We start from the raw sequence: 23970 nt of genomic DNA on the forward strand, positions 1-23970 counted from the left end.
ACGAGCGCGGATACTACCATTCTCTGCTTTTATGGGCAATAAGTATCTTGTGGCCTAAGGTTTTTGGCTCAGTTCATCGGCAAAAATCTTGTCTCTCAGCTTCCAGAAACGGCCCGATTTTCGGGCAATCACAAATTGTGGCAACCGGAAACGATGTTGATGGGCAACCACGCGACTCGGTGATGATTCGTAGAATGGCCGGTGTTTATCAGCCAGATGCGGTCTGACGAAGCGTTGCTGAAACAGCCGCTTCTGCTTTTGAGTGGTTAAAGGCCAAAATTCATGAACCTGAGCCTGATTTTCGCCGTGGTAAGTGATTTTAAGCTGGTTCTTACCTTGATTGTCTTTATGTAGGCTGAGCTCCATGTTCAGGCATTCGAAGACTAATGCATCTTTCAGGTTGAGTGCTTCTTTCAGTTTCTTATCCGGATCGACCAGTATGGTCTGGCACTCATGGCAGATGCGGGCTGCAATATCATTGTCGGCTCCGCATTCATGACAATATTTCGCCCGGAAACGATAACCACAATGATGACGCTCTTGCGTGTCTTCATCCGTAAAGTAACCCTGACAACGTCGCCCGTAATGTTCGATCAGAAATCCGCCGCCATCCAACTTACCCCAAAAGTTATTGTTAAAACCACATGCAGGGCAGGGAACGGTAACAATCTCACTTTGACTGTCGGGTTTGGGCTCTCCGACCTCAGGTTGTTCGAGATCGTATTGGTTTCCGGCATAGTCGAGGATCAGGCAATCCTGCTTACCGGGGGAAAGGCGCAACCCCCGGCCGATAATTTGCTGATACAGACTGACCGATTCGGTCGGACGCAGAATGGCGATCAGATCCACATGCGGTGCATCAAATCCCGTAGTTAGGACGGATACGTTGACCATATATTTCAACTGGCGCTGTTTAAATTGCCGGATGAGCTGATCTCGCTCTTGGGACGGTGTTTCCCCGGTGATAATCGCTGTCTCTGATTCGGGCAGCAGTGCATAGATTTCTCGGGCATGATGAACGGTTGCAGCAAAGATCATTACGCCCTGTCGGTGTTCAGCTTGCTGAATGACCTGCGCAATGATCTGTGGGGTAGCACGTTTGGCCTGGGAAATTACCTTGTCCAGCTCCGAGGTTTTATAAACGCCGGTTGCCATCGGTTTGACCTGAGAAAAGTCATAACTGAGCACCGGGGCATCAATTAACTTTGCAGGTGTTAAAAAACTTTCATCTAACAGATAATGAATCGGTAGTTCGAAAATACAATCCCGGAAGAACCGGGGATCTTCACTGCGCACCTGACCGCGGGTATGGTATTGGTAGATCCAGCCCATGCCGAGTCGATATGGAGTCGCGGTTAAGCCAAGAATTTTAATGCCGGGATTATTGGCTTGCAGATGTGTGATGACTTTCTGATAACTGCTGTCTTGATTATCCGGTACACGATGGCATTCATCGATGACGAGTAACGAAAACTGATGACTAAATGCCGATAAGTGACGAGAAACGGATTGTACCGAGGCAAACACGACTTGTTGATCGGTCTCTTTTCTGCCAAGCCCGGCAGAAAAAATGGCACCGTTCAGGCCGTACCCTTCATATTTTTCATGATTTTGCTCGACCAGCTCTTTGACATGAGCCAGCACAAGAACCCGTCCTTTTGCCAGTCTGGCCAGTTCTGCAATGACGAGGCTTTTTCCCGCACCGGTCGGTAAGACAATGACTGCCGGCGTGTGGTGATGACGAAAATAATGGATGACCGCTTTCACAGCATCACTTTGATAAGGACGAAGTGTATACATAGATTCAATTATTTAAGAAAAATGTGAAACTGTTCAACTAATGGCTGATAGGTGGCTATAATAGCGCACTTCAATATCATGAGGTACGCATGCGTCTGGATAAATTTTTATGTGATGCTTTAGGCATCACACGTAAAGAAGCGACGAGAGTCATCAAACAGGGTGAAGTCTGTGTCAATGAACAGGTTCAAAAAAGTGGCGCGCTGAAACTGACAGCAGCAGATGAGGTCACTTGGCAGGAGCAACCGGTACGGTTGCATGGGCCGAAGTATATCATGCTGTATAAACCTGAAGGTTATGTGTGTTCTCACGAAGATGGTTTTAATGAAACTGCTTTTATGTTGCTTGATGAACCCCATCTGAAACATTTGCATTTTGCGGGCCGGTTGGATGTTGATACCACCGGACTTGTATTGATTACCGATGATGGCCAGTGGTCTCATCGCGTTACCTCTCCTAAGCATCAATGTGGCAAGGTCTATCGTGTGTGGCTGGCCGATCCGATATCGGAAGATGCTATTGCCCAATTTCAACAGGGCATTCAATTACGCAATGAGCGGGAACTGACTTTACCGGCACAACTTGAAATTCTCGGTGAGAAGGAAGCACGCCTGAAAATTTATGAAGGCAAATATCATCAGGTGAAACGCATGTTTGCTGCAATTGGCAACAAAGTCGTTGGGTTACACCGAGAGCAAATTGGACAAATCAGTCTCGATGATACACTGAAACCGGGCGAGTCTCGTTATCTGACCGAGGCAGAAGTACAGTCTGTCTGGGAAACTCAGTCAGCAGATGATTAGCCTCTAATACATGCTGATGAATATGATGTGTTCATCTGAACGATGGTGATAACTTAAATAGGAGATTTATGAGTACCGGACACGTATTACAACATGACAGTTCTCCTCGGATGGACTTATTACTTTTTATTATATTAGGTGCGATTGGTGCGATTACCCCACTAGCGATTGATATGTATCTTCCAGCGATGCCTGTGATTGCCCGTGATTTAGGGGTGAGTGCCGGGTCTGTGCAGATGACCTTAACGGCCTACATTGCCGGATTTACCGTGGGGCAGCTTATTCAAGGTCCGTTTTCGGATAGCTATGGTCGTCGTCCGGTTATGTTACTTGGTATTGTATTATTCGGTCTGTGCTCGGTGGTCTGCGCCAGTGTCAACGATATTGAAGCGCTGACTTATATCCGTGCTGCTCAGGGATTCGCCGGGGCTGCTGCCGCGGTGGTGATTCAAGCGGTGGTGCGTGACATGTTTAATCAGGAAAATTTTGCCAAGGCGATGTCCTTTATTACGCTAGTTATCACGCTGGCACCGTTAGTTGCCCCGATGCTGGGCGGACATCTGGCCGTTTTATTTGGCTGGCGCTCGATTTTCTGGGTACTGACCGGTTTTGCGGTGCTCGTTATTTTGATGGTGTTATGGAAGATTCCCGAAACCTTAAAAGAGGAAAATCGTCAGCCATTGAATTTGAAGCGGACGCTGAAAAACTATTGGCAGTTATGCCAGTCATCTTGGTCTCTTGGGTTGATGCTTTGTGGCGGATTCTCTTTTGCCGGGATGTTCTCTTTCTTGACGGCAGGCTCATTTGTTTACATTGATATTTATGACGTGAGCCCAGATAAATTCGGTTATCTGTTTGGTCTCAATATCCTGGGAATTATGTTGATGACCAGCATCAATAGCCGCTTTGTCAAAAAGGTTGGCTCAATCATGATGCTCCGTCTTGGGCTATCAATTCAGTTTCTGGCCGGGCTCGGATTACTGATCGGTTGGTTTTTTGATTGGGGATTATGGGGAACCGTACCGTTTGTCGTACTATTTATCGGAATGATTTCAACTATCGGAAGTAATGCCATGGGGCTACTCATGAGTGGTTATCCGCATATGGCTGGTACCGTCTCTTCATTGGCTGGTACTTTTCGTTTTGGTGTCGGCTCGGTTGTCGGGGTCATTGTTGCGGCAATGCCAGGAGATGCAGTCTGGCCGATGGTGTTCAGTATGGCGGTCTGTTCAGTCTTATCTGGGTTGAGTTACTGGGTGTCGGAAAAAGGCTTAAGGAGCGCATGATGACATATCATGATGAAATTCAGCAGGTAGTAAATACTGCACTGACGGAATTAACGCAAGCCCATCAACGCGGTCAACTGGTGAATGCGCCGGTGGCCAATAATCATTTTCTGATTCGCTGGGTGACCAATGCTTTAAAACAGCAACGTTTTCACCGTTGTGTCGTTAATGACCTGACGGGGTGGCAGAAAGCCGGACGCTCTCAGGGCAATCATGCCGGTTTGGAACGGGTATTTCAGCGGATATCCGCGTATTACCGTCTTTTCTTCGCTCCTAATGCGTCAGCCGAGCAGCCAATTACCGATCAACAGATTGAGCAGTTTCTGGATACCATGACCGAAGCAGGGTGGGAGATCTCCACTTCAGAGCCGTTGGTCGGTTGCGGTAAAGTGCAGTTATTTACGCAAAGTCCCAATTCGTTAGCGCTGTGTGCGCAACAGTGTGAAGCTTGTTTTGATGGCGCGCTCCTGACTCAACCGATGAGTTTCTTTGTGCGAGGTAACCATTCAAAGTTCGTAGATCAGGCATGGCAAGCAGGCCTTATGGTTCATAAACGAACCGATTATAAATCCAACGTAAAATACCACGGCGAGTATTTGATCTATCCCGGCAATCGCGGAGAACAGCTGGCCGAAATCCCCCTTGGATTTCAGGTGGATTAAGTTCATGTGAGCGGGAGAAGTGGCATTTTGTATGTCGGTATATTCGTCAAGGAATGGGTTCAATTGCGGAATCGATAATGAACAATATCAATTGGGATGATCTGAAGTATTTTCTGGCACTTTATGAAACCGGCAAGGTCAGTACCGCAGCACATCGGCTGAACGTCAACTACGCGACGGTATCAAGACGTATCGACCGGCTGGAAGATGCTTTAAAGTTGAAACTGTTCAATCGCACCGGTGATGGGTTCTTATCCACCATTGAAGGGAAGCTATTATATGAGCGTACCATCAGCCTGAAAGATAATATTAATAATCTCTCTGAATCACTTTCGCCTGATACGCGATTTAACCAAAATATTAAGATCTCAATGGTGCCATTTTTGGCTGAACAGTTTGTCATCGAAAAATTGAAACATCTGCACACTCGTTTTCCTGAACTGCGCTTTGAAATTGATACGTCCAATCGAAATGTGAATATTGCCAAACAGGAAGCGGATATTGCATTAAGAATGGAGCTTCCCGAAACAGGAGAATCAATCTGCAAAAAATTGGGTGAAGTCGAGTTTGTATTGTCCGGAACCGATGATTGGATAGAACGACTGCGCAATCATGAACCTGTCAATATCGTCACCTACACGGCTGAGTTGAGCCATCTGCCAGAATGCCAGTATCTGATTGACCGATTCGGCACGAAGTCGATCAAGATCCAAACTGATACGGTTGCCGCACAAAGAAAAGCAGCCGAACATGGTTATGGCATTGCTTTACTACCGAAGATAGCGCTGCGGTCGAGCTCCTTATCTACAGTCAAACCAGAGATAGCGATTACGCGGGAAGTCTGGCTGTTAACCACTAAAAAAACCATGTCATCAACCGCAAAAAAACTCGTCATGGAAGAACTGGTTAAAATTTTCCACAATGAGTTACAAGGCGAGTCCTGAAATCGAAATCTTATTTGAAGTCCACATTCATTTTTGCACATCACACCTGCATCAATAGCAATTAACCCACATTGCCGAGTCGGTATAATAGCCATTGTTTTAACAGGAGAAACAAATATGGCTAAACTCAATACACTGCGCAATATTGCCGGACTTCCGGAGCATCAAATTGATTGGAGCAATGCTATTGTTCTTTTCGTCGATTATCAAAATGAGTATGTTGATGGGATTTTGTCTTTAGGTGAAGCTGGTGTGACGGCTTTGGGAAAGGCCCAGACATTGCTTGAGACAGCCCGGACTCAGTCTGCACCGGTTTTCCATATCTTACATAAAGCGAGTGCTGCTTCCCCGGTATTTAACTGTGAGTCTCGTTTGTCTGATGCGATTGATGCTGTCCAACCAACAGACAATGAAACCGTCATCCATAAAACCCTGCCGAATTCATTCTTTAAGACAGAACTTGAGGCATTATTGGCACAAACTGGCCGTCAACAATTGATCATCGCCGGTTTTATGAGTCATATGTGTGTCACGGCGACAACCATTAAAGCCGTAGAATTAGGTTACGATGTAATTGTTTGTGAAGACGCCTGCGCCTCACGCCCCCTGCCAGATCAGCATGGTAATCCAATCAATGAGCATCTGGTTCACTCGGTAGCAATGGCCGCGTTGCGCGACCGTTATGCTTCAATTCAGTCTCTGACCAATTTGATCTAAATCGGTTCAGAATGAGTCTGAATTCAAAAGACCTGCACTTTTAATCGGGCAGGTTTTTGTTATTGGCTCTGTAAAAAACGCTATCACTGGCGGGTTTTGTTGTAGAGACGTTAATCTATAATTGGATAAAATGGGATTTGATATTTTACAAGCTTAGAGAGACGATCTAGTTCAGAGATATTCACATGTTGCTGATTTAATATTTCTAGGTCTCTTTTATCGATGGTATCTTTACCCTTCAAGTTGAGATATCGGTTCAGTTCCTTTTTATCACCGATTGCTGCTAATTTAACTAAAGTCTCTACATATTGACGCTCTTCTTTTCGGTAACACAAATTCATTGCGTTCTTATATAATTCACCAATAACGATCCGCTGAACTTGCTTTGTTTGGCTAAGAAGCCACTTATCTGTAATTTGGATCTTGCGTGATTTATATGTATTGCAAACTTCTATTCTCATATTCAAGCTTTCATACTGCTACTGTAATTGAGATTCAAGACTTTCTTTGGTTTGAATAATATTAGCGCAGGCGGCACCAGAAAAAGCAATTAGTAACAATATCTTAAATGGCATTGTAAATACTGGTGTTACAGAAACAACACTAGCTAAATATTTAGACATATTAATCGTGCTATTCATTTCTTTTATAGCATTAATAGTTCTTGTTGAAGGACGGTAATCACGGATAGTACAAAAATCATATTTCATTTGATAAGTCTATTCAGCCAGCAATGACTTATGCTACCACGCACTAATCAATAGAATCTAATCATCGTTTTTCCTTATTTTTGCAATCGCTATACAATGAGACCTTCCCCTAGAAAAATGTCTATATTGATAGCAAAAACCCCCAATACGGGGGCTTTGTCATTCTGGTATGTCATTTTTTCTTTTGCGACGGACTTTTGAGCCGTGCAACATCCTCATTCCGAGGAGAGCTACCGCCTTTAAATCTTGCTCAGTTTGTTCATGTATAGGCTGGTCAACAGCTTGCTATACAAAAATCTGCTACGCAGAGGTCAGAAAAATAAAAGACCTGAATGCTCTCAGGCCTTCTTCTATTAGGTCACTCTTGGGGACCAATTGATTATGAGTTAGCCACTAACGCAGGAAGTCTAGGAAAACCGAGGTAAATTAAGCGTAACTAAAAATACCTTAAAGTGTTTACTAAACAGTAGTTTATCGTAATTTTAGTGAAAGTGTCAAAACTAGTGACTGTACCTCTAGTGTACCTTTTTTCGGTACAGTACCCACACTCTGTGATTTCAGAACTCTCCGATCGATCGCTTTCACCATTCCTGTACACTAAGACATCTGTCTCCACAACAAAACCGGCTAGTTAGCACATAATAGACACGTTTCTTTTGTCATTTCTTGACCGCCTTAACCCAATAGCAGATTATGAGCTTAGTAGATTAGTGGTGATTAGATAGATATGTTCTATAGTTGCAGAGTGTTTAAGAAAATTAACCATATCAAATCAGTGTGTTGATGTGATGGTGTCTGTGTTTTCTTAAAATATTATATAGACAATGTCTACTTAAAAAGACTGTTATAACAGCAAGCAAGGAATGTACTGATGTTTGGAAGAAAGTTATTTGAAAATGATGATTGGCTACTTACCTCGAGTATATTCGGTGGATTCAAGGTAACGCTGAAGACTAGGAAATACTCTATAAAGGTTAGTCGCCAAGAGGGTCATCACTTTCTTCGTACGCTTGAGTGCATGGCGGATCTCGGAATAAAAATTGAGCCTGGCAATGAAACCTTTGAAGAAGCAGCAGAAGAATTTTGTTCAGCAATTTTGGGCAGAGGTGGTGCAAGGTGGCAGGCTTATTTTTCTATCCCTCCTCACGAATGGGCTCAAGGATATGCTGAAGAAAATAAATAAATGTTATAACAAGCCGCTGTACTCAGACACATGCTGCTACGTTCGGTCACTGCGCTCTATTTTTACACAAAAGCGCTCTCTGTAGCATGTGCTGGTGAGCGGGGCGTTATGCTGCTTAAGTAGTGAGTAAATAAGAGGGATTATTAATGGAAAATGAGCAAGGAAATACAATTAATAGTGACGATGTTAATATAAAAAAATCGCATAACCTTAATTCGGAAAATTTTAGGAATCTTGATTTTAAAAAAATTAATTTATTGTTAACTATGGCGATAAAAATCATCGTTATTGTAGCGTTGCTTTCAATGTATATTGCTGGGCGCTCAATCTATAAGCAGTACGCTCATGCGGGACCAAGTTGTGAGGCTCAACAATCAGATTTTCAATATTGGTTAGATAAAGCTAAAAGTGGTAAAGGAAAAATTGTTGCAATTCACGAGAATAAGCTGCAAACGATTAATGGTACAACACAATGCTACGGAACTTTTCTTACTAAATCTGGTGATTATAAAGGTTGGGAAGGTTCAATTACAGAATTAGCTAGTGGAGAAGTAATTGGTCGTGCAAACTTATATTAAGGAATATTTATCTACAGTGTGCCCAATCGCTGCATAACAATACGCACCAGCAGACACTAATAAGTAGGGCACTTGTGGTTTAAAGTTATCAGTTTGCTGAGGCTGCAATCAAAGTGCTGCTGTGCTTGGCCTTATGTGATAAAGGAGTATTGATGGATTTGATACATAAAGAGATAGAAACGCTTCTTAAAAAATCGGTTGCATCTAACTATCCATATGAAATGGTAACGAATAAAATTAGCAGTATTGAACGAAGTGCAATTTATTATAAATATACTCTAGGTAATATTGATGGGATAGCAATATTTGTTGGTGCGAAAAAGTTCTTTTACTTTGAAAATGCCAAAAACAGAGCTACGTTAACTAATTTTCAAAAAAAGTTAAATGAGAGATCTTGTCCGCCTCCGTTTTATTTGGTAGGTAAAGGAGATTTTAAATCAAGATACTACGCTTTAAAATCAAACGATGAGTTTAACAGTTTGGTCTTTTCTATATTTACTGCTGAAAAAATGGCTACAATATATAATCAGCTTATTTGTGATAGTGAGTTGTTGGCTCCACATAAGTCTACAATATTTGAGTCAATGGAAGCTTATTGGTTAGGGATGGACTTTATATCAACAGATTCATTGATGTCCGTAATGGAAGGTGCGCTACGTAATTTAATTCATAAGGCAGGAAAAAAACGTCCTAATTTAAAATTTCAAAATTATATCCGTTCACTAGCAATAGATAGAGTTTCTGTCAATTTTGATAAATTAAAAGAATTTTATTGGTATCCATTCAAGTGTAAAAATTTTCAAACAGCTCTCGAGCAAAAGGGGACAGATGAAGAGTTGAGATTATGGGTTCTAATTGATCACTCAACGGACGCAATTAATGCATTTTTAAGTTGGTTTTCTGAAGTTTTGTACAAAGATCATGATGGCAGTGAAGATATTTTTACATTGAATAGACATAACCTTTTCCATGCTTTTTCTGAAAGGGATGCAATACCTGTTTATTACCCATTAATGTTATGGTCTCTTCTAAGTCTGGTCTACATGGAAAGTTTGTTTATAAAAATTAGAGACCCATTTTTCCCTGAGACAACAAAAGATGATGAAAAATTGGGGAAATATTTTTCAGGTTTAATGAATGATGTAGGTCAAAATAGACGAAAAGTAGCAAGAGTGTATGGAGTAAAAATATAAAACCTAATCATATTTGACTACGCCCATACAAGGCGTTTAAGTGCTTGGCCGAAAAACGATGGGTTCTCTCCCAATTTAGCGGACACATCTAAAAAGACACAGTTATGCTCTAGGAGGAAACTTGATGGTAGTATCTAAGGAAAATGCAGAACATTATTTGTGGGGTGAGGCATGTGATGGTTGGCACTTGGTCAAGTCGAGCGTCTTAGCGTAATCCAGGAGCGAGTCCCTTCGGGTTGTAGTGAGGTGCGCCATTTGCATGAGCAATCAGAACAGTTTTTCTTTGTTCTGTCTGGTTGTGCCACATTAGAAGTGAATGGTGAAACTTTTGAGTTAAAAGAGAACCAAGGGTTACATGTGCCTAGTAATACACCACATCAGTTAAGTAATCGAACTCAAACAGATTTGCATTTTGTGGTGACATCGACTCCACCAAGCCATGGTGATCGTGTTGAAGTACAAGGATCACAAGAGTCTTAAGTCGGGTGTAGCGAATTCTCAACACCCGATATTGACTACCGATCCGCCTTCCTGCAAATACGCTTAACCATGCCTTTGAAAATAAACAGGTGCGCCGGCATCATCACGAACCAATAGAGCAGGCCGTAAAATCCTTGTGGGTGCCACCATGCCCGGATGTCTAAGGTGCGGTGGGTGCCTTCATCCGTGATTGAACATTCCAGTCGGCCGAGTCCCGGGGCTTTCATGCCGAATAGCAGCGAGAGAAACTGCCCCGGCTCGCAGCGAATCACCTTCCACGAATCAATATAATCACCGACCTTCAGCTGGTCGCCTTGCGGGGCTCTTCTGACTGGTTTGCCGCCGCCGAAAAAGAAGTCGAGCCATTCCCGGGTTCGCCATAAGCTATTGGCGAAAAAATAACCTTCCGGCCGTTGGCCTATGCGCCGAATCACTGCCCAGAGTTGTTCTGTCGTTGCTGTGGTTTGACACGTTGCGCCAGCCTGCTTGGGATAATAGCCATAACCCGGCTGCCAGCGATTGAGTGCGTGTGGGTCGAATCCCCAAACCTGACTCCGGACAAAACGTCCTTCCCGGGCAATAGTTTGCTGCACAGCGTCGCTGTAGCTGAGTAACTTTTGTGGGTAAAGCTCGGTGATTGCGCGGTTATCGGCCACATAATCATGGGTCAGACCGGCCAGTAATGCTTTACCGATACTGCTGGGCACTGAGGTAATCATACCGAGCCAGTAGGAAGCAATTTGGGGTGTCAGTAAACGGGTTGACCAGAGACGGAAAGGTTGGCCGGCCATCTGGCAAATAATTTTGAATTGCTCGCGATAGCTGAGCACTTCCGGGCCACCGATTTCAAATAACTGATGTCCGGTCGGGGAGGACTCTGCAAAACGCAGTAAATAATAATTCAGGTTTTCCAGCGCGATCGGATTGGCTTTTGAATCGACCCATTTGGGAGTGATGAGGATCGGCAGGTTGTAGACAAAGTCACGCATAATTTCAAACGCAGCGGATCCCGGACCAATCACGACACCGGCCCGCAGTTCAGTGATCGGGATTGAAAGCCGCCGCAGACACTCTCCTGTCATTTTTCGGGCTTTGAGGTGTTCAGAGTGCCCCGACTCCGGTTGAATGGCGCTGAGATAAATTATGTGTTCAATGTGGCTGTGTTCTGCCGCCTGTCTGAAGTTCTCTGCTAACTGTAACTCGTAATCGAAGAAATCACCGCCATAAGCCATGCCATGAACGAGAAAATAGACCAGATCAAAGTGAGGAATCAGTGCCTGTGTCGCGTCTGAGTCGGCTAAATCAAGATACGCGAGCTGAAGGTTAGGGTGAGGTTCCAGACGGGCTTTCAATGACTCAACATCACGCGTCGCGGCTGTGACGGTGTAACCTTGTGCCAACAGGTGGGGGACAAGTTGTGAACCGATGTAACCGGATGCACCGAGGACGAGTACATTTTTCATAAATAATCCATAAGTCGTGGGTGATGGCAAAGACGGTGATTCAGTCTACTGATATGAATAGTGATTAGCATACAGAATACACTTTGGGGTGTCACTGGCCCATGTTATACTTGGACCGTTTTTCAGTTTTTCTGAGTCTGTAAATCTCCTGAGTCACCATCGGCTTAGGGAAACGATCCTATCACCGGAGTAGATACGCTTTTGTCTAAGATTATCACGATTCTTTCCTCGATTCGGGGCAATTTTGTGCGTCAGTTGATTGCGATTGCAATTCCTATTGCGGTGCAAAATATTTTGTTTTCCAGCCGGGGATTAGTTGATGTCATTATGCTGGGGCAACTGGGCGAAGCGGAGATTGCTGCGGTCGGTGTTGCTGCCAGAGCGACATTTGTTTCGACGATTATGCTGGTTGGTGTGACAACCGGTGGAGCGCTGCTTACTGCTCAATATTGGGGCGCTGCGAATAAGCAAGGGGTTCGGGAAAGTACCGCATTAACCTGTTTAGTGTCGATGTTTTTTGCTACCATCACCGTGCTAATGTTTATGTTTTTCTCGGAATCGGTAATGTCGCTGGCGACCGATTCGCCTGATGTTATTCGCTTAGGAAGCGAGTATCTACAGATCACGTCGGTCAGTATGTATGCTGTGGCGATGGTCAGCAGTATGGCTGTCGGCTTGCGTGCAATGCATAAACCGGGGATTAGTACTTTTTTCAGTGCAATCGGGATCGGTTCTAATGTGGTCTTGAACTGGGTCTTGATCTTCGGTCATTTCGGGTTGCCTGCAATGGGGATTGCCGGGGCTGCGATTGCTACGGTCCTCAGTGGTGTGATCGAAATTGTGACCTTGTATGGTTATCTTTATCGAAAACAGCATTTATTGGCGTTTGGGTGGCATGACGTGGTAGCCGCAGTGAATTTGCGCAAGGTGAAGCGCTTTTTGCAGCTCTCATTGCCAACTACCTTTAACTTCTTGATTTGGTCGGGCGGGTTGTTTGTTTACCATGCCATTATGGGACTGAGTGGGGTACAAGGGCTGGCTGCACTATCGGTGATGACGCCGGTTGAATCGATTTCGCTCAGTTTTATGATCGGCATTTCCAGTGCCGCAGCGGTTCTGGTCGGTAATCAACTGGGTGCGAAAGAATATGAAAAAACCTATGATCAGGCTATTGCATTGACGATTCTGTGTGTCTTTGCCAGTATCGTTGTCGCTATCTTGTTGTACTTATTGCAAACCCCAGTGTTAAATGCATTTTCTGCTTTAACGCCGGAAACCCGCGCGTTGGCTGAAAAATTTATTGCAATTCTGAGTATTGGCATTGTGCTACGTTCTTTTCCGATGTCTGCGATTGTCGGTGTGTTGCGTGCCGGCGGAGATGTGAAATTCTGTCTGTATCAGGATATATGTGCCCAGTGGGTGATTGGTATTCCGGTGACAGCCATCGTCGCTGTGATGTTCCATGCACCACCGGAGTGGGTGTATCTGGCCTTTCTGACGGAGGAATGTGTGAAATGGATTGGCTCGATTCCACGCATACGAAGTAAGAAATGGATGAGAAATCTGATAGACACGGATGTGTGATTAACACCGCAAACTACTTTCTCCATTATGGTTTTTAGTGTAGATTCACACACCGAGATGTGTGAGAGTGGATCCAAAGATGTTAGAACTGACAGACCTGTGTAAAGGCTATTTAGATGGGGAGGAGTTTCACCCTATTTTACAAGGCGCAGAGCTGAAGCTGACATCGGGTGAGCAGGTCGCATTGATGGGCGAAAGCGGTTCTGGTAAGAGTACACTTTTGAACCTGATCGCAGGAATAGATAAAGTGGACTCTGGGGACATTTGGTTTCCCAATTTCCCGATGCATAGCGCTTCCGAACACCATCGTGCTGCTTACCGACGCCATCATATCGGTCACGTTTTCCAACAGTTTAATTTACTTCCGACACTGAATATTGCCGATAATATTCGTTTCTGTCGTCAGTTACGCCGACTACCAGAAGACCAAGGACTATGGCGTCAGATTTTATCTGCCCTTGATTTAATGCCTCTGCTCGGGCGCTATCCGGAAGAAGTGTCCGGTGGTCAGCAGCAACGTGCCGCGATTGCCCGAGCACTCTATATGGAACCGAAACTGTTGTTGGCTGATGAGCCCACGGGAAGTCTGGATGAAAAAAATGCAGAGGCGGTACTTCGGCTCCTGACATCTTTATCCCGTAGACTTGAATATACACTGTTGCTTGTCACTCACAGTCAAAAAGTGGCTAGCCATATGGAACGGTGTGTTCGTCTACAGGGAGGGCAGTTACATGTTGTGTCCCGTAGTTAAAGGACTGCTGGGTCATTATCGTCGCTCACCATTACAGATTTTACTGGTCTGGCTGGGGCTGACATTAGGGGTCTCTATTCTTATCGGTGTCACAGCGATTACCGAACATGCCCGTAAAAGTTATGCGCATGGGGAGAAGCTGTTTGCAAATCCGCTGCCGTATCACATACGTCCCCGTTCCCTGGAAAATCAGATTCCATATCAAGTTTATCAACACTTACAGCAGGCAGGTTTTCACCAGTGTGTGCCTTTCAGCCGTTTTAAAGCGGAAACGGAGCACGGAGAGACGCTGACCGTGATTGGCATCGATCCTGTCAGTATGGCGAATGTCATCTCCTCAAAGCAGTCTCTCTGGCAACAGCCGATCCTACCGTTACTGATTGCACCAAATTCGGTGATCATTAGCCGTGAGTTTGCCAAGCATGAACAGTTAAAGAATGGCGACTGGATTACACTTTCATCCGGTGGACACATCGGCCCGGTAATTGTCGATCAGCATGATTGGGTTTATGGGCGTCGAGTGATGACCAATCTGTCGCGGGTTCGTGCTTTGACGGGAGAGAGCTTTCTATCTGTGATTGCCTGTCGGGAAATGTCGAATGAGACGTTACAACGATTGAAGCAGGTATTGCCACCAACGCTATCGATCAATCGGCAATATCGTTCTGATATAGGTTCGCTGACCAAGGCATTTTTGTTGAACTTAGATGTCATCGGTGTGCTGGCATTTTTAGTCGGACTGTTTATTTTTTATCAGGCGATATCGCTTTCTTTTATTCAGCGTCAACCGCTGGTGGGCATGATGCGTCAGGCGGGTGTCTCCGGTATCGAACTGACTAAAGCATTGATGATCGAGCTCAGTCTGTTGATTCTTATCTCTTGGATTTCTGGTAACTTTTTGGGATTGTTGTTGGCGGATCGCTTGATTCCGTCCGTCTATTCAGCCGTAATGAGCGAGCCGGAAAGCTTCTTCATCGACTGGAACTGGCGTTGGGGGCTGTATAGTTTCGTGATGGCAACGCTCGGTGCTTTGGCTGCGTGTCTATGGCCATTGATTCGGTTATTGAAGTCTCCTTCCATCCGCTTAACCGCAAAAGTTTCTCTGGTGCGTTTTGCCGGAATAGAGTTTGCCTGTCAGGCGATTGTTGCTGTTTTATTATTTGGGACAGCAGTGCTGATTTATCTGTTTGTGCAACAGTTGTGGACTGGATTTGTGGTACCGGCGTTGATCTTGATTAGTGTCGGGCTGATGACGCCGTTTCTTTTCTGGAAGGTTTGTGACTGGCTTTCTTATCGTCTCAAAGATGTCAAACGGCGCTGGTTTTTTGCTGATGCAGCCGCAAGTATGGGGTATCGCGGTATTGCGACTATGGCATTCTTAATTGCGCTGACTGCCAATATCGGCATTGAGACTTTAGTCGGCAGTTTCCGGGGCACGATGGACCACTGGCTCAATGAAAAATTAGCCGCTGATTTGTATATATATGCTTCACCATCATCTCAAGCGGATATGACTCACTGGTTACGGCAGCAGGATGAGGTGGACTTTGTCTGGAAACGTTGGGAACGTGATATCCCGTCAGAACAAGGCCTTATCCAAGTAGTAAGTACCGGTGCGACGGATATTGAGTTAGGGGCAACCACCATAAAAGTTGCCGTACCGGATTTCTGGGAGTATCTGCACCGGAGCAAAAGTGTATTGATTAGTGAGTCTATGGCGTTAAAGCTGGGCATTCGGCCCGGAGAGCAAATCTCACTGCCTCCTCCGCTGGGAAAAGGCTGGTATGTCGCTGGTATCTATTATGACTATGGCAACCCCTTCTACCAGGTACTTATCTCTGAATTTGCCTGGCAGCAAATATTTGCAGCACATGGGGATATTATCCTCAATGTCCTGACGAAAACGTCGGATCTTGATGCTGAAAATCGTCTCAAGCAGCGACTACTGAATACTTTTTATCTGGATAGTGAACGGGTCTTTAATCATCGGACTGTTCATCAAGCGGTCATGCGGACATTTGACCGTACTTTTTCCATTGCAGATAAGCTCAGTAAAATTACTTTGTTGATTGCTGTGATCGGGATTTTCTTTGCAACGTTTTCCGGTGAGCTGGCGAGAAGAAAGCATCTGACCTTGATGCGTTACCTTGGTGTATCCGGTAAAGAACTGATTATTATCGGCAGTTTACAGCTTTCGACTTTCGGGGTTATTTCTTTGTTGATTGCGATTCCACTCGGCATTAGTTTGTCAGTGTTGGTGATGGATATGGTTATTCGGCAGACGTTTGGTTGGTCTGTACAACTCTATTTTATGTATTCCGGCTATCTGTCTACGGCATTATGGTCGATAGCTGCACTGGTCATTGCCGGGGCAATTCCAGTGGTCAAATTGACGTTACGCTCTCCAATTCAATCTTTTAGAGATTCTCTATAATCTTTAAGTCGTCATCTTTTCTCGGTTTTTTCCTTCGTTTTTTCCGAAGTGAACTATCATTAGAATCGATTTTTATATATTCCAATTGATTGTTAAAATCGTTATGTATATGTTTCAAAAAATAGTGTGAATCAGGAGCCTTCGAATGACGCAAATGATCCGGAAATTCTTCAGTATGGAATCAAGCAGTGGGGTGATGCTGATATTCGCCTCTATTTTAGCAATGTGGGTCGCAAACTCGTCACTACAAGGATTATATGAGCAAGTTTTACATATAAAGTTAATCGGTTTATCACTGCGTCACTGGATAAACGATGGATTAATGGCGGTGTTTTTTCTGCTGATTGGACTGGAAGTCAAACGAGAGCTGTTTGTCGGGGCACTAAAGAAAAAAGAAACGGCGATGTTTCCTGCCATTGGTGCCGTTGGGGGAATGCTCGTTCCTGCCTTAATTTACGTCTTCTTCAACCAAGGTGATGCATTAGCGATCCAAGGCTGGGCGATCCCTGCGGCAACCGATATTGCATTTGCACTCGGGATTATGGCGTTATTGGGGAACCGGGTGCCAGCCAGTTTAAAGGTTTTTCTGCTGGCGTTAGCGATTATTGATGATTTAGGCGTCATCGTGATTATTGCGCTGTTCTATAACAGTGACCTTTCGACACTGGCTCTGTCTGTTGGTTTGGCCATGACCGCCATTCTGGTTCTGATGAGTTATAAGCGTGTCACCCATCTGGCTCCTTATTTGATTATCGGGGCGATTCTTTGGGTTGCGGTGCTGAAATCAGGCGTTCATGCAACGCTGGCCGGGGTTGTGCTTGGTTTCGCAATACCTCTCAAAGGAAAAGAGGGACAGCCGTCACCATTAAAACAACTGGAACATTGGCTACATCCCTATGTATCTTTCATTATTTTACCGATCTTTGCGTTTGCCAATGCCGGCATTCCGATGGACGCAATTTCCAGTGAGGTATTAAGCAACCCTGTTCCTGTCGGAGTGGCATTAGGACTCTTGCTGGGTAAACCGCTCGGTGTGTTTAGTTTCTGCTACGGTGCGCTGAAATTAGGCGTGGCAAAATTACCGCGAGGCGTGCAACTCAAACAAATATTTGCAGTGTCCGTGCTGTGTGGGATTGGCTTTACCATGTCGATTTTTATCTCGTCACTGGCGTTTGGTGAAATTGCTGAGTCATTAGATACTTACGCAAGGTTAGGGATCTTAATGGGGTCAACGGTTGCAGCAATACTCGGGTATTTTTTATTGAGGCTTGCCCTGCCAACTGAAAAAACCAGCGTTTCGGATGAACTTTAATCAAGAAATAATGATGATATACGAGGGCTTTGTCCTCGTATTTTTTTAGGGGATTGTTCAGAGAAAATAATTGCAAGTCGTGTCCGTTATATGTTAGATTTCGCGACAATCTCGGAGTGAATTGCACTTTCTGGGGGATACGCGTAGTGAACATTCAGGCTGATTGTGTCATTACGTAGGGTAGGTATCAGCAAGTCCTTTTGTTGATAGACGGGATACTCTAGTCGTGGGAGCGGCATCGAAATGGGAAACCCAACATTGAAACCATATATTTTATCTTCATTAATCAGCTTTGTTCTTCCTCAGTGCCCTGTCCAACAAGACAGTAGCATTACTGAACCTTGATACCCAGCAATCGCTGATTTTCCACTTTATTTATTGTGTCTCTAAACACGTCTGTCGTATATATTCGATTGTCCAGATGATGTAAGAGGCCGGTTGCTATTACCCATCCTTATTATTGATATTTTTGTTCCTTAAAGATGGGCGTTTTTCCTGAGGGGGCGCAGATGAGTACTGCCTTTGAAGTCAATCAAAATATTTCACCAATTTTTTCATCACAAATACCTGACGTAAAAGGTGTTTATGATTTAACACCGGATCAGGTACTTTTAGATCAAGAGAAGTATGAATCTGAAGTCCGTTCGTATCCTCGTCGTTTGCCCATTGCTATCAAACAAGCTTATGGCCTTCTGGTTGAAGATACGCGTGGTCAGGTTTTTCTCGACTGTCTTGCCGGTGCCGGGACTTTGGTACTCGGATATAATCATCCGGAAATCAATCAGGCATTAAAAGAGCAGTTAGATTCAGGGCTGCCTTACCAAACGCTGGATATAACAACACCAGCGAAAGATCATTTTATTAAGCAGGTTCGAGCATTTCTTCCGGAAGCGCTTGGATCGAACTGTGCTATTCAGTTTTGTGGTCCTTCCGGTGCCGATGCCGTAGAAGCCGCAATCAAGCTAGCCAAACAAACGACGGGTCGCAATACCATGTTTGCATTTCGTGGTGCATACCATGGGATGACCAACGGTACGATGGGTATGATGGGAAATTTAAATACCAAAGCCCGTCGGACCGGTTTGATGTCTGATGTACATTTTATGCCGTTTCCTTATAACATTCGTTGCCCGTTTGGTCTTGGTGGTGAAGAGGGCGCACGTGCCAGTATTCGTTACATTGAACGTCTGTTAGGCGATGATGAAGCGGGTATCATGAAGCCGGCAGGGATCATTGTCGAACCTGTTCAAGGGGAAGGCGGTGTTATTCCTGCGCCTGCATTCTGGCTACGTGAACTCCGTCGTATTTGTGATGAGCACGGTATCTTACTGATTTTTGATGAAGTGCAGTGTGGTGTGGGTAAAACCGGCTACAACTTTGCCTTTGAAGAAGCAGGTATCATTCCGGATATTCTGTGTCTGTCGAAAGCCATTGGTGGTGGATTACCAATGTCGCTGTTAGTGTTCAAAAAAGAAGTCGATACATGGCGTGCCGGTGAGCATACCGGAACATTCCGTGGTAACCAACTGGCAATGGTCTCCGGTGCAAAAGCGCTTGAAATCATTCAGCGTGATAACTTAGTCGAGCACGCCAATATTGCCGGCCAATATTTACGGATGGGGCTGGAGAAAATTCAAAGCCGCGTTAACTGTATTGCAGAAGTTCGCGGTAAAGGATTGATGCTGGGCGTTGAGATCAAAGATCCTCAAGGCGGTCTGAATAAATTCGGTGAACCGAAAGCTGATGGTGCCCTGACGCTGAGAATTCAACGTGCGGCTTTGGAAAGAGGCCTGATGGTTGAAAAAGGTGGTCGTGAAGGGTCTGTAATTCGTTTTCTACCGCCGGTTATTATTTCTTACGAACAGATTGATTTTGCCCTACGTGTCTTAGAAGAGGCTATTTTAGTTGCAGGTGGTGGCGTGAAGTCGCCTGAAGCGCCACATCAGGCTGAATGGAAGAAGCATTTTATTCAGACCGGGCATCAGGGCAGCGAGCAGTTTACCAAAGTCATGAATCACACGACTGCTGCAATGAAATCGATTTTTGAAGCGGTTCAGGCGCCTTATTCCGGTATGGAACCTTCACAGTTGGAACAGGCGATTTATGCGGTCGATTTAGATCATAAAAATGCGCTGTTGACCGATGTGATTTCCGATACGGCCAAATTAGTCGGTGCGAACTCGATTATTGTACAGCATCCGAACTGTATTGCACATTTGCATACACCACCGCTGTTAGCCTCTGTTGCGGCAGAGTCGATGATCGGTGCCTTGAATCAGTCGATGGACTCGTGGGATCAGTCATCCGCAGCAACTTATGTGGAACAGTGCGTGATTGACTGGATGTGTAGCAAGTTCCGGTTAGAAGATTCATCTGACGGTGTCTTTACCAGTGGCGGTACGCAAAGTAACCAAATGGGCTTGCAACTGGCACGTGATTGGATTGCTGACAAATTAAGCAATCATTCAATTCAAAAACTTGGCTTGCCTGACTATGCTGATAAATTACGGATTGTCTGTTCCAAGAATGCGCACTTCACGGTGCAAAAGGCTGCCTCTTGGATGGGATTGGGTGAGAAAGCAGTATTAACGGTTGATTCTTTGCCAAACGGGACGATGGATGCCTCTAAACTTGCTGGTGTCGTTGAGCAAGCGAAGGCTGAAGGTTTGATTCCGTTTGCGGTGGTCGGTACGGCAGGAACCACGGATCACGGTGCAATTGACGATTTAAACACGATTGCAGACGTAGCAGAGCAGCATGACTTATGGATGCATGTTGACAGTGCCTATGGCGGTGCGCTGATCCTGAGTCGTCATGCCGATCGTTTAAATGGGATTGAACGTGCCCGTTCGATTACAGTCGATTTTCATAAATTATTTTATCAAACAATCAGTTGTGGTGCATTTCTGGTCAACAACAAAGCTGATTTGAAATATCTGTTGCATCATGCGGACTATTTGAACCGAGAACATGACACATTGCCGAATTTGGTTGATAAATCACTGTCAACGACCAGACGTTTTGATGCGTTAAAAGTCTATATGACCATGCAAAGTGTCGGACCGGCTGCTCTGGGAGAAATGTACGATCATTTAATCCGGCAGACACAGCAGGTCGCGCAGTTGATTGATGATGCTCCGGAATATGAATTGTTATCTCAGCCATCACTGTCTACGGTTTTATTCCGGGCTGTACATCCAGCGGTTACTGATCTCGATGCATTGAATCAGCAAGTGCGTATTGAAGCATTGACTCGCGGAGTTGCGGTGCTTGGTGAGACCGTGGTGAACGGTCAAACGGCTTTGAAACTGACCATCTTAAATCCATGTTTAGACATCAACGATTTTGAATCGTTAATGGAGAAAATCACACAGCTAACTCATGAACTAGTCGGATAATTAAGGTAATAGGACTATGTCAATTTTACAAATTGGAGCAGGAGGTGTTGGTTGGGTTGTCGCGCATAAGGCAGCTCAGAACAACGATATTTTAGGTGATATTACGATTGCATCTCGAACAATCGCAAAGTGCGAAAAGATTATTGAATCTGTACGTCGCAAAGGAAACCTGAAAAACTCACAAAAGAAGTTAGAAGCTCGTGAAGTCAACGCAGACGATATTGACGCTTTAGTTGCGTTGATTCACGAGGTTCAGCCTGATTTAGTGATCAATGTTGGCCCCCCGTGGGTCAACATCCATGTCATGGAAGCCTGTTATCAGGCGAAAGTGTCCTATTTGGATACTTCGGTAGCAGTTGATCTCTGTTCTGAAGGTCAGCAGGTTCCTGAAGCCTATGATTGGCAATGGGGATATCGTGACAAGTTTAAAGACGCTGGTATCACCGGTATTCTCGGGGCTGGGTTTGATCCCGGCGTGGTCAGTGTCTTTGCCGCTTATGCGGTCAAACATCTTTTCGATGAAATTGACAGCATTGACGTCATGGATGTCAATGCGGGCGATCACGGTAAGAAATTTGCGACCAATTTTGATCCTGAAACCAATATGTTAGAAATTCAGGGCGATTCATTTTACTGGGATGACAACGAATGGAAACAGGTCGGTTGTCATACTCGAATGCATGAGTTTGATTTTCCGGTGGTCGGTAAACATAAAGTTTACTCGATGGCTCACGATGAAGTGCGTTCTATGAAAGAGTTCATTCCGGCAAAACGAATCGAGTTTTGGATGGGATTCGGTGATCGTTATCTGAATTACTTTAATGTGATGCGAGATATTGGTTTGTTAAGTCCTGATCCGTTGACCTTACCTGATGGCCGGGAAGTTCAGCCTTTGCATGTCCTCAAAGCACTATTACCGGATCCGACGTCTTTGGCTCCGGGCTATACGGGTAAAACCTGTATCGGGACTTGGGTTCAAGGTCAAAAAGACGGCAAAGCGCGGAGTGTTTTCCTCTATAACATCGCGGATCATGAAGTTGCTTATCATGATGTTGAGCATCAGGCGATTTCTTATACAACGGGTGTTCCTGCCATTACAGCAGCGATTCAGTTCTTCCGTCAACAATGGGCTGAGCCCGGTGTTTTCAATATGGAACAGTTGGATCCGGATCCGTTTCTCGAGACCATGCCAGGCATTGGTTTGGATTGGGATATGCAGGAACTCGAAGTCGGTCAGCCTGACATCCAAATCCTGAAATAATTGGTATTTCGTTCGTCGAAATGACGAGATTAATACATATCCAGCAGCCATAGCATATGATGCTATGGCTGTTTTTTAACCTATCACCGTACTGGATGTGGTTCTTCATCAATGCTGAGTGGCGTGATTGATGTCGCTAAGAGATGAACGTCCACATGCGTACATGGTAAACATGATCAATCGGTAAGTGAGTCATGCAAAAAAATGAATTAAAAACACCTTATTTTATGATTGATGAGTCTAAACTGATTCACAATCTTGAAATCGCCAAACAACTCAAAGATATTTCCGGTGTGAAATTAGTACTTGCTCTCAAGTGTTTTTCCACATGGGGGGTGTTTGATATTATCAAACCCTATCTGGATGGCACGACCAGCTCTGGTCCTTACGAAGTCAAGCTGGGCTATGAGACATTTGGTGGTGAGACTCATGCTTATAGCGTTGGTTATAGTGAAGATGATGTCAAAGCAGTCGCAGATATCTGCGATAAAATGATTTTTAATTCACAATCACAATTAGCAGCGTATCGTCATTTAGTGGAAGGAAAGGTATCGTTAGGGCTGCGTTTAAACCCCGGCGTGAGTTATGCCGGTCAGGATTTAGCGGATCCGGCTCGCCAGTTCTCTCGATTAGGTGTTCAGGCTGATCATCTTGATCCGAGTGTGTTTGAGTCTATCAATGGTGTCATGTTCCACATGAACTGTGAAAATAAAGATGTTGATGCATTCATCCACCTGTTAGATGCGATTTCAACACAGTTCGGTTCCTATCTGGATCAACTCGATTGGGTCAGCCTTGGTGGCGGTGTGTTCTTTACTTGGCCGGGATATAGTGTTGAAAAACTCGGTATGGCTTTAAAAGCATTTGCTGAAAAACACAATGTTCAGTTATATCTTGAGCCGGGAGAAGCCATCATCACTCGCACAACCGATCTGGTCGTGTCCGTGGTAGATATTGTTGAGAATGAAATGAAAACAGCGATTGTTGATTCTGCAACAGAAGCGCATCGCCTGGATACATTGATCTATAATGAGCCGGCTTCCGTGTACGAGAGCAGTCAAAATGGCGAACACGAATATGTGATTGGTTCTTGTTCATGTTTGGCCGGAGACCAATTTTGTATCGCAAAATTCGATCAACCGCTTGAGATTGGCCAAAAACTCCATTTGATGGATAGTGCAGGGTATACAATGGTGAAACTCAACTGGTTTAATGGTCTGCGGATGCCTTCAGTCTATTGTGAACGTGTCAATGGTGAAGTACAAAAACTCAATGAGTTTGACTACGCTGATTTTAAACGTTCATTATCTCAGTGGTCCGTGCAATAAGGCGGAAGACAGAAACGCTCGATGACATAAAATTATCCCCCAATGATGATATCAATCATTGGGGGATTTCTTTTTAATGGGAT

General features: G+C 44.7%; 20 protein-coding genes. 16 read left to right on the forward strand and 4 right to left on the reverse strand.

The genetic code is table 11. From position 1 onward, the window contains the following. Positions 1-54: 54 nt before the first annotated feature. Positions 55-1800, reverse strand: coding sequence for a DEAD/DEAH box helicase (locus VRK_RS06870; RefSeq protein WP_059120679.1), 1746 nt, complete (start codon positions 1798-1800; stop codon positions 55-57). 89 nt (positions 1801-1889) lie between these two features. Here VRK_RS06870 and rsuA point away from each other — a divergent pair, with 89 nt between their 5' ends. The 5 genes from rsuA (at position 1890) to VRK_RS06895 (ending at position 6212) form a co-directional block, all read left to right on the forward strand. Further along, positions 1890-2603: a 16S rRNA pseudouridine(516) synthase RsuA gene (gene rsuA, locus VRK_RS06875; protein ID WP_059120680.1), complete on the forward strand. Its 714-nt coding sequence runs from the start codon at positions 1890-1892 to the stop codon at positions 2601-2603. Between the two features lie 68 nt (positions 2604-2671). Next, positions 2672-3889, forward strand: coding sequence for a Bcr/CflA family multidrug efflux MFS transporter (locus VRK_RS06880; RefSeq protein WP_059120681.1), 1218 nt, complete (start codon positions 2672-2674; stop codon positions 3887-3889). After that, a complete protein-coding gene (locus tag VRK_RS06885) occupies positions 3886-4551 on the forward strand; it encodes a DUF2913 family protein (RefSeq protein ID WP_059120682.1) in 666 nt (221 codons plus the stop codon). The genes VRK_RS06880 and VRK_RS06885 overlap by 4 nt, the downstream gene beginning before the upstream one ends. 77 nt (positions 4552-4628) lie before the next feature. After that, positions 4629-5495, forward strand: coding sequence for a LysR family transcriptional regulator (locus VRK_RS06890; RefSeq protein WP_059120683.1), 867 nt, complete (start codon positions 4629-4631; stop codon positions 5493-5495). A 117-nt stretch (positions 5496-5612) separates the two neighbouring features. Beyond that, positions 5613-6212 carry an isochorismatase family protein gene (locus VRK_RS06895; protein WP_059120684.1) on the forward strand — a complete coding sequence of 200 codons (600 nt, stop codon included), beginning with the start codon at positions 5613-5615 and terminating at the stop codon, positions 6210-6212. 110 nt (positions 6213-6322) lie between these two features. On the opposite strand, the gene VRK_RS06900 is transcribed toward VRK_RS06895, so the two are convergent. Together VRK_RS06900 and VRK_RS20880 are read right to left on the reverse strand one after the other, a co-directional pair. After that, the gene (locus VRK_RS06900) at positions 6323-6673 is read right to left on the reverse strand and encodes a hypothetical protein (protein ID WP_059120685.1); all 351 of its coding nucleotides are present in this window, start codon (positions 6671-6673) and stop codon (positions 6323-6325) included. 18 nt (positions 6674-6691) lie between these two features. Then, positions 6692-6922 carry a hypothetical protein gene (locus VRK_RS20880; RefSeq protein ID WP_157371866.1) on the reverse strand — a complete coding sequence of 77 codons (231 nt, stop codon included), beginning with the start codon at positions 6920-6922 and terminating at the stop codon, positions 6692-6694. An 871-nt stretch (positions 6923-7793) separates the two neighbouring features. Here VRK_RS20880 and VRK_RS06905 point away from each other — a divergent pair. The 4 genes from VRK_RS06905 (at position 7794) to VRK_RS21220 (ending at position 10356) form a co-directional block, all read left to right on the forward strand. After that, positions 7794-8105 carry a hypothetical protein gene (locus VRK_RS06905; RefSeq protein WP_059120686.1) on the forward strand — a complete coding sequence of 104 codons (312 nt, stop codon included), beginning with the start codon at positions 7794-7796 and terminating at the stop codon, positions 8103-8105. 146 nt (positions 8106-8251) lie between these two features. Next, positions 8252-8683 carry a hypothetical protein gene (locus VRK_RS06910; RefSeq protein WP_059120687.1) on the forward strand — a complete coding sequence of 144 codons (432 nt, stop codon included), beginning with the start codon at positions 8252-8254 and terminating at the stop codon, positions 8681-8683. Positions 8684-8835: 152 nt separating this feature from the next. Further along, complete coding sequence (locus VRK_RS06915) at positions 8836-9876, forward strand: hypothetical protein (RefSeq protein ID WP_059120688.1); 1041 nt, start codon at positions 8836-8838, stop codon at positions 9874-9876. Positions 9877-10131: 255 nt separating this feature from the next. Then, complete coding sequence (locus VRK_RS21220; RefSeq protein ID WP_197413068.1) at positions 10132-10356, forward strand: cupin domain-containing protein; 225 nt, start codon at positions 10132-10134, stop codon at positions 10354-10356. 35 nt (positions 10357-10391) lie between these two features. Here the strand turns inward: VRK_RS21220 and VRK_RS06925 are convergent, their stop codons facing one another. Continuing rightward, on the reverse strand, positions 10392-11819 hold the full coding sequence (locus VRK_RS06925) for a DUF2867 domain-containing protein (RefSeq protein WP_059120689.1): 1428 nt from the start codon (positions 11817-11819) through the stop codon (positions 10392-10394). Positions 11820-12050: 231 nt separating this feature from the next. Here VRK_RS06925 and VRK_RS06930 point away from each other — a divergent pair, with 231 nt between their 5' ends. From VRK_RS06930 to nspC, 7 genes are all read left to right on the forward strand, one after another. Continuing rightward, positions 12051-13403, forward strand: a complete 1353-nt coding sequence (locus VRK_RS06930; RefSeq protein ID WP_443083472.1) for an MATE family efflux transporter — start codon at positions 12051-12053, stop codon at positions 13401-13403. Positions 13404-13482: 79 nt separating this feature from the next. Next, positions 13483-14154, forward strand: coding sequence for an ABC transporter ATP-binding protein (locus VRK_RS06935; RefSeq protein WP_059120691.1), 672 nt, complete (start codon positions 13483-13485; stop codon positions 14152-14154). Beyond that, positions 14135-16588, forward strand: a complete 2454-nt coding sequence (locus VRK_RS06940) for an ABC transporter permease (protein WP_059120692.1) — start codon at positions 14135-14137, stop codon at positions 16586-16588. The genes VRK_RS06935 and VRK_RS06940 overlap by 20 nt, the downstream gene beginning before the upstream one ends. Before the next feature lie 145 nt (positions 16589-16733). Then, positions 16734-17900 carry a Na+/H+ antiporter NhaA gene (gene nhaA / locus VRK_RS06945; protein ID WP_059120693.1) on the forward strand — a complete coding sequence of 389 codons (1167 nt, stop codon included), beginning with the start codon at positions 16734-16736 and terminating at the stop codon, positions 17898-17900. A gap of 509 nt (positions 17901-18409) precedes the next feature. Then, positions 18410-21298: a pyridoxal phosphate-dependent class III aminotransferase gene (locus VRK_RS06950; protein WP_059122695.1), complete on the forward strand. Its 2889-nt coding sequence runs from the start codon at positions 18410-18412 to the stop codon at positions 21296-21298. 16 nt (positions 21299-21314) lie between these two features. Further along, a complete protein-coding gene (locus tag VRK_RS06955; protein ID WP_059120694.1) occupies positions 21315-22559 on the forward strand; it encodes a carboxynorspermidine synthase in 1245 nt (414 codons plus the stop codon). Positions 22560-22753: 194 nt separating this feature from the next. Continuing rightward, complete coding sequence (gene nspC, locus VRK_RS06960; protein WP_059120695.1) at positions 22754-23887, forward strand: carboxynorspermidine decarboxylase; 1134 nt, start codon at positions 22754-22756, stop codon at positions 23885-23887. Positions 23888-23970: the final 83 nt, after the last annotated feature.

This window comes from Vibrio sp. MEBiC08052 (assembly GCF_001506075.1).
In the GTDB taxonomy this organism is placed as follows: Bacteria; Pseudomonadota; Gammaproteobacteria; order Enterobacterales; family Vibrionaceae; genus Vibrio.

Bases quoted from the DNA above. Each gene is read 5' to 3' on its own strand.
- VRK_RS06870 (WP_059120679.1), bottom strand. From the start codon at position 1,800: ATGTATACACTTCGTCCTTATCAAAGTGATGCTGTGAAAGCGGTCATC.
- rsuA (WP_059120680.1), top strand. From the start codon at position 1,890: ATGCGTCTGGATAAATTTTTATGTGATGCTTTAGGCATCACACGTAAA.
- VRK_RS06880 (WP_059120681.1), top strand. From the start codon at position 2,672: ATGAGTACCGGACACGTATTACAACATGACAGTTCTCCTCGGATGGAC.
- VRK_RS06885 (WP_059120682.1), top strand. From the start codon at position 3,886: ATGATGACATATCATGATGAAATTCAGCAGGTAGTAAATACTGCACTG.
- VRK_RS06890 (WP_059120683.1), top strand. From the start codon at position 4,629: ATGAACAATATCAATTGGGATGATCTGAAGTATTTTCTGGCACTTTAT.
- VRK_RS06895 (WP_059120684.1), top strand. From the start codon at position 5,613: ATGGCTAAACTCAATACACTGCGCAATATTGCCGGACTTCCGGAGCAT.
- VRK_RS06900 (WP_059120685.1), bottom strand. From the start codon at position 6,673: ATGAGAATAGAAGTTTGCAATACATATAAATCACGCAAGATCCAAATT.
- VRK_RS20880 (WP_157371866.1), bottom strand. From the start codon at position 6,922: ATGAAATATGATTTTTGTACTATCCGTGATTACCGTCCTTCAACAAGA.
- VRK_RS06905 (WP_059120686.1), top strand. From the start codon at position 7,794: ATGTTTGGAAGAAAGTTATTTGAAAATGATGATTGGCTACTTACCTCG.
- VRK_RS06910 (WP_059120687.1), top strand. From the start codon at position 8,252: ATGGAAAATGAGCAAGGAAATACAATTAATAGTGACGATGTTAATATA.
- VRK_RS06915 (WP_059120688.1), top strand. From the start codon at position 8,836: ATGGATTTGATACATAAAGAGATAGAAACGCTTCTTAAAAAATCGGTT.
- VRK_RS06925 (WP_059120689.1), bottom strand. From the start codon at position 11,819: ATGAAAAATGTACTCGTCCTCGGTGCATCCGGTTACATCGGTTCACAA.
- VRK_RS06935 (WP_059120691.1), top strand. From the start codon at position 13,483: ATGTTAGAACTGACAGACCTGTGTAAAGGCTATTTAGATGGGGAGGAG.
- VRK_RS06940 (WP_059120692.1), top strand. From the start codon at position 14,135: ATGTTGTGTCCCGTAGTTAAAGGACTGCTGGGTCATTATCGTCGCTCA.
- nhaA (WP_059120693.1), top strand. From the start codon at position 16,734: ATGACGCAAATGATCCGGAAATTCTTCAGTATGGAATCAAGCAGTGGG.
- VRK_RS06950 (WP_059122695.1), top strand. From the start codon at position 18,410: ATGAGTACTGCCTTTGAAGTCAATCAAAATATTTCACCAATTTTTTCA.
- VRK_RS06955 (WP_059120694.1), top strand. From the start codon at position 21,315: ATGTCAATTTTACAAATTGGAGCAGGAGGTGTTGGTTGGGTTGTCGCG.
- nspC (WP_059120695.1), top strand. From the start codon at position 22,754: ATGCAAAAAAATGAATTAAAAACACCTTATTTTATGATTGATGAGTCT.